General features: G+C 32.6%; 7 protein-coding genes and 1 tRNA gene. All 8 read left to right on the forward strand.

What is annotated here, in order from left to right; genetic code table 11:
* The first annotated feature begins 10 nt into the window (after positions 1–10).
* On the forward strand, positions 11–1,468 hold the full coding sequence (gene cysS / locus B5D41_RS12250) for a cysteine--tRNA ligase (protein WP_078810945.1): 1,458 nt from the start codon (positions 11–13) through the stop codon (positions 1,466–1,468).
* Between the two features lie 20 nt (positions 1,469–1,488).
* On the forward strand, positions 1,489–1,896 hold the full coding sequence (locus tag B5D41_RS12255) for a Mini-ribonuclease 3 (RefSeq protein ID WP_078810946.1): 408 nt from the start codon (positions 1,489–1,491) through the stop codon (positions 1,894–1,896).
* A gap of 15 nt (positions 1,897–1,911) precedes the next feature.
* Entirely contained in the window at positions 1,912–2,652 is a 741-nt protein-coding gene (thyX, locus tag B5D41_RS12260; RefSeq protein WP_078810947.1) for an FAD-dependent thymidylate synthase, read from the forward strand.
* A complete protein-coding gene (gene rlmB / locus B5D41_RS12265) occupies positions 2,645–3,370 on the forward strand; it encodes a 23S rRNA (guanosine(2251)-2'-O)-methyltransferase RlmB (RefSeq protein WP_078810948.1) in 726 nt (241 codons plus the stop codon). Before thyX ends, rlmB begins: the two co-directional genes overlap by 8 nt.
* Before the next feature lie 21 nt (positions 3,371–3,391).
* On the forward strand, positions 3,392–4,726 hold the full coding sequence (locus B5D41_RS12270; RefSeq protein WP_078810949.1) for a VanW family protein: 1,335 nt from the start codon (positions 3,392–3,394) through the stop codon (positions 4,724–4,726).
* Positions 4,727–4,857: 131 nt separating this feature from the next.
* Positions 4,858–5,502, forward strand: a complete 645-nt coding sequence (sigH, locus tag B5D41_RS12275; RefSeq protein WP_268794147.1) for an RNA polymerase sporulation sigma factor SigH — start codon at positions 4,858–4,860, stop codon at positions 5,500–5,502.
* A gap of 173 nt (positions 5,503–5,675) precedes the next feature.
* Positions 5,676–5,751 (forward strand) — tRNA-Thr (locus B5D41_RS12280).
* 90 nt (positions 5,752–5,841) lie between these two features.
* A partial coding sequence (locus tag B5D41_RS12285; RefSeq protein WP_234983954.1) for a GTP-binding protein occupies positions 5,842–6,161 on the forward strand: 320 nt, incomplete at its 3' end.

Raw genomic sequence — 6,161 nt, forward strand, 5'->3', positions numbered from 1 at the left:
GTGTTATAATATGGGATTAAGAATATATAATACATTAACTAGAGAAAAAGAAGAATTTCAACCGATAGATGAAAATGAAGTGAAGATTTATTCTTGTGGACCTACAGTATATGATTATTTTCATATAGGTAATGCAAGAGCTTTTGTAATACCTGATATTCTTAAAAGGTATTTAGAATATAAAGGTTATAATGTTTTTCATGTTGTGAATTTTACAGATATTGATGATAAAATGATTAATAGAGCTAATGAAGAAGGAATTACTATTAAAGAATTAGCGGATAAATTTATTGCAGCTTACTTTGAAGACACTAAGAAGTTAAATATAAAGGAAGCCGATGTATATCCTAGGGCTACTGAACATATTTCAGATATTATAAAGTTGATTAGGCAATTAGAGGATGCAGGATATGCTTATGAGGTAGATGGCGATGTCTTTTTTGAGGTAAGAAAGTTTGAAGAGTATGGCAAGTTATCTAATCAAGACGTGGAGGAGTTAACTTCTGGAGCTAGAATTGAAGTTAATGAACAGAAGAAAGATCCGTTAGATTTTGTTTTGTGGAAAGGGAGTAAAGAAGGAGAACCAGCTTGGGATAGTCCATGGGGACATGGTAGACCTGGTTGGCATACAGAATGTTCTATAATGTCAATGAGTTATTTAGGTAATAAGTTTGATTTTCATACTGGAGGAGTAGATTTAGTATTTCCTCACCATGAAAACGAGATAGCTCAGAGTGAAGCAGCAAGTGGGAGTCAAGTAATTAATTATTGGCTGCATAATGGTTATATTAATGTAGATGGAGAAAAGATGTCTAAATCCTTAGATAATTTCTTTACTACTCGTGATATATTAAAAGAATATAGTGCAGAAGTAGTACGTTTCTTCTTAATATCTAAACATTATCGTAGTCCGATTAATTTTAGTGATGCTGAATTGGATGATGCTAAAAAGAGTTTGCAGCGGCTTAAAAATACGATTAGTAGGATAAATCAATTAATTCCTGAAGAAAAAAATGAATTAGAAGATGAATCAGAAATTGAAAACAAGGAAGAAGTAGCAAAAATAAATGAGTTCATTAAGGAGAAGAGAAAGAAGTTTGGAGAAGCTATGGATGATGATTTAAATACTGCTTTAGCAATTGCTAGCTTGCATGAATTAGCTAAAGAGATGAATATTTTTATTAATGATTCTAAATTTGAAGTTAATCAAACAACTGTTTCGGTTTTAGAGGAGGCTTATAAAATACTCATTGAATTAGGTCAAGTATTAGGCTTAGAATTAAAACCAGAAGAAAAAGTTGGAGGGAATAAATTAACATCTAATTTAATAGAATTATTATTAAAGATTAGGAATGATGCAAGAGAAGAACGGAATTGGGGTTTAGCAGATCAAGTTAGAGATGAGTTAGAGGAATTAGGTATTAACCTTATAGATACACCTCAAGGGACAGAGTGGGAAATTGAATAGGAGTTAAAGGAGGCTAAATAATGTTTAATGAATTATTGGATTTACCTAAAAAACCTAGACTGTTATCACCAGGAATTATGGCCTATATTGGTGATAGTATTTATGAAGTTTTTATTCGCTCATATTTGATAGAAAAGGGGATTCGCAAGAATAATGATTTGCATAAAATGGCGATTAAATATGTAAATGCAGAGGCTCAAGCAGAATTATTAAGGAAGATTAAGCCTTCTTTAACTAAGGAAGAGGAGATTATTGTTAGACGGGGTAGAAATTCTAAATCTGGTCAAGTACCTAAGAGTACAGATGTGGCTAATTATAGACACAGTACTGCCTTTGAAGCGTTATTAGGCTATCTATATTTAGATAAAAAGAAAGCAAGATTAAGAGAAATATTAGCTGAAATTAAGGAAAGTATAGAGGAGATGTAAGGGGAGGTAACAATAATGAAAGATACTGAGTTAAATATTGAACTAATTAATTACACACCTAATCCAGAAAGAACTGCAGCATCTGCTGCTAGATTATGTTATTCGTCTATAGGAGCAGATAAATTAGCAGAAGAGATGACAGATAGTGAAGTGGAAAGACTATTAAAAATCATTTTGAATAATGGACATTATTCTACTTTAGAGCATGTTAGTTTTACATTTGCTATTGATGGAATTTCTAGAGTAACTACTCATCAATTAGTTAGACATCGAATTGCTAGTTATAGTCAACAAAGTCAACGTTATGTTCGAGAAAAAGAGCAATTTGATTATATTATTCCAGTAAAAATTGCTGAAGATGAGGAATTAGTTGATATTTTTAAAGAGAATATGAAGCATCAACAAGAAGCATATAATAAATTGACTAATAATTTAATTGATAATGGTTATGAAGAAAAAGAGGCAATAGAAGCAGCAAGGTATGTACTTCCTAATGCAACAGAGACAAAGATTGTAGTTACTATGAATGCTCGGAGTTTATTGCACTTCTTTGAGGTCAGATGCTGTGACCGTGCTCAAAGAGAGATAAGAGCTATGGCTAGAGAGATGTTAAAGAAGGTAAGGGATGTAGCGCCAATTATCTTTAGTAACGCTGGTCCTCTTTGTGAAACAGAAAGAAGATGTAAAGAAGGTAAAATGAGTTGTGGCCGACTAGATAAAATTCTATCTAAAGGAGTAGATAAAAGCAATGGATAAAGTAGAAGGTAGAAACCCAGTTTTAGAAGCTTTAAAAGCAGGTAGAAATATAGATGAGATTTTAGTTTATAAGAATGCAAATGGTGTAGGTGAGTTAATAGCTAAGGCTAAAGAGGCAGGTACTAAGATAAAAAGAGTTTCTAAAGATAAGTTAGATAATTTAGCTGAGACATACTCTCATCAAGGAGTAATTGCTTTTGGAGAGCCAATTGAGTATCTAACTTTAGATCAATTAATTAAACAGGCATATGAAAAGGTTGATGATCCATTATTCATTCTATTAGATGAGATTAAAGATCCTCATAACTTTGGATCTATTTTAAGAACAGCTGATATTGTAGGTGCGCAAGGGGTTATCATTCCTGAAAGAAAGAGTGTTGGTTTGACCCCAGCAGTAGGTAAATCTTCGGCAGGAGCAGTTGAATATATACCAGTTGCTCAAGTAACTAATTTAGTTAGAGCAATGGAAAAATTAAAAGATAATAAGTTTTGGATTGCAGGAGCAGATATTTCTGGGGATCAAGTATGTTATCAAGCAGATTTAACCGGGCCCTTAGGGATCGTAATTGGTAGTGAAGGTTCAGGGATGCGCCGCTTAGTAACGGAACGGTGTGATTTTTTAATCAAATTACCGATGAAAGGAAAAGTAAGTTCTTTAAATGCTTCAGTTGCTGGAGCTTTATTAATGTATGAATCTTTGCGTCAGCGTGATTACTAAGTTTAGTTAAGGAGTCGGGATATGAAGACAGCACCACAAATTTTGTTAGTCATCTTCTTGTTAATTGTTACTATAGGAGCTGGAGCCATGATAGGGGCTCATCTCTTTTTAGAACAGAATCAAGATGTTATATTTTCTGGTGTTAGAATAGAAGGATATGATTTTAGTGGTCTAAATAGAACAGAAGCTGTTGAGTATTTAAAAGAGATAACTGAACCTATTTTAAATAATCCTATAGTTTTAGAGGGTAGGAATAATAGTTGGCTATTAGCTCCTCATAAGATTGAACTTGATTTTAAAAAGGAAACGGCAATTAATGAGGCGTTTAAGATAGGAAGAAGGGGCAATATATTAACAAAAAGCATAGAAATATGGAAGACTGCTAGAGATGGTTATGATATTCAGTTGGAATTAACATATAATGAGAAGAAACTTAAAGATCGTCTAAAAAAGATTAGCCGAAAGGTTAATAGTGAATATAAGAATGCTTATTTGGATTTGGGTACTGGGAAAGTTATTGACGGCAAGAAAGGTAGAAAATTAAATATAAAAAAATCCAAAAATAAAATTATTGGTAGATTAGCAGAATTAGAGGATCTTCCAATCAGGTTAGTAATTGAAGAGAAAGATGCTAGAGTTAATAAAGAAGAAGTAAAGAAGTTAGGTTTAATGAATCAATTAAGTTTTTATGTAACTGTTTTTGATATTGAAGATAAGAATCGGGTGAAGAATATTAAGGAAGCTAGCCAGAGAATTAATGGATTATTATTGATGCCAGGTGAAGTATTTTCATTTAATGAGGTTGTGGGGCCTAGAACTTTAAAAGCTGGCTTTAAAGAAGCAATTGAGATAGTAAACCAGGAATTTGTTAGTGGAGTAGGTGGAGGGATATGCCAAATTTCATCTACTTTATATAATTCAGTTTTATTAAGTAATCTTAAAGTTGTAGAAAGACAGAATCATTCTCGACCAGTAGGTTATGTGTCATTGGGGAGAGGAGCTACAGTTTATTATGATTATTTAGATTTTAAGTTTAAGAATAATCTTTCGATCCCTATCATGATTTTATCAAAGGTTATTAAAGACCGTATAATAGTCAGTATTATGGGTGAGAGTCAAAATTATGAAGTGCAGATTTCAACAAGTGAACCAGAAATTTTAGAATATAAAAAGATAAAAAAGCAAGATTCTAGCCTAAAGGATGACCAACAAAAGTTAGTAAGAGAAGGCAGGAATGGGTATTCAGTTGTAGTTAAAAAACGAGTCTTAATCAATGGAGAGGTAGTAAATGAAAGTATAGTTTCTAAGGATATTTATCAACCAATAGATGAGGTTATCAATGTTTCCGCTAAATAGAATTAAAGGGATAAGTTACAAATGCCAAACAGCTTGACTTTAAAGAATGACATAAGTTATAATTAAAGATGTAATTCAAGTAGATGAGTGCCCCGTTATATCTACCTACGAAAATACCAGGAGGGATTTGGGTGAACGCACAGTTAAAGCGTAAGGAATATACTACCTATAATAAAATGACAGATGATGAAGTAGTCACATGTGCGCAGAACGGTAATCAATTAGCAGTAGAATATTTACTTAAAAAATATAAAAACTTTGCAAGAAATAAAGCAAGATCGTATTTTTTAATAGGGGCTGACAAGGATGATATAGTTCAAGAAGGTATGGTTGGTTTATATAAAGCGATTCGAGATTATGAGGTCGATAGGTTGGCTTCATTTCGTTCATTTGCTGAACTATGCATTACTAGACAGATAATTACAGCAATAAAGACTGCTACTAGACAGAAACATCAGCCTTTAAATTCATATATTTCATTAGATAAACCAATTTATGATAAAGAGTCTGATAGAACATTATTAGATGTTTTAAAAGGAGATAAATTGACTAATCCTGAAGACCTATTTATTAGTCATGAAGCCTATAATTTATTAGAAGAAAATATTAAAGAAATGTTAAGTCAGTTAGAGAAGGATGTTTTATTAGAATACCTAAAAGGCAAGTCATATCAGGAAATAGCTGATACATTAGGACGTCATGTTAAATCTATTGATAATGCAATCCAGCGAGTAAAAAGAAAGTTGGAAGATTTTTTAGAAAAGCATGATATCTAGAGTATTTTGGATTAAATACAAGAATAAGTAATATAAAATCAAATATTTGGATATATTAATGAATGGAATTTCAAAAAAAGTTCTTATTTTTCTTGATTTCTAGTAATAAAAGACATATAATATTTATTGTGTGTTGTATTCAATCTGCAAATGTATAGTTGGCTAGGTTATTAGCCCATGTAGCTCAGGCGGTAGAGCGCATCCATGGTAAGGATGAGGTCACCGGTTCAAATCCGGTCATGGGCTCCATGTAAATGGATGGACAAGGTATAGATTTTAATTAATTTTAATAATACATATAACTAAGAACAAGGGCAAACTTTAAGGAGGATGAAAAGCATGTCAAAAGAAAAGTTTGAAAGAACGAAACCCCATGTTAATATTGGTACTATTGGTCACGTAGACCACGGTAAGACAACTACAACTGCAGCTATTACAAAAGTGTTAGCTGGAGGAGGAGAAGGTTCCTCAAATTTCGAGGATATCGATAATGCTCCTGAGGAAAAGGAAAGAGGTATTACAATTGCAACTTCTCACGTAGAGTATGAGACTGCAAATCGTCACTATGCTCACGTAGACTGTCCAGGTCACGCAGATTATGTAAAGAATATGATTACTGGTGCTGCTCAGATGGATGGAGCTTTAATGGTAGTTTCTGC

Origin of the sequence: Selenihalanaerobacter shriftii, assembly GCF_900167185.1 — a bacterium.
GTDB classification, from domain to species: Bacteria; Bacillota; Halanaerobiia; order Halobacteroidales; family Acetohalobiaceae; genus Selenihalanaerobacter; species Selenihalanaerobacter shriftii.

Coding starts and splice junctions, on each gene's coding strand:
- cysS (WP_078810945.1), top strand. CDS start 11: ATGGGATTAAGAATATATAATACATTAACTAGAGAAAAAGAAGAATTT.
- B5D41_RS12255 (WP_078810946.1), top strand. CDS start 1,489: ATGTTTAATGAATTATTGGATTTACCTAAAAAACCTAGACTGTTATCA.
- thyX (WP_078810947.1), top strand. CDS start 1,912: ATGAAAGATACTGAGTTAAATATTGAACTAATTAATTACACACCTAAT.
- rlmB (WP_078810948.1), top strand. CDS start 2,645: ATGGATAAAGTAGAAGGTAGAAACCCAGTTTTAGAAGCTTTAAAAGCA.
- B5D41_RS12270 (WP_078810949.1), top strand. CDS start 3,392: ATGAAGACAGCACCACAAATTTTGTTAGTCATCTTCTTGTTAATTGTT.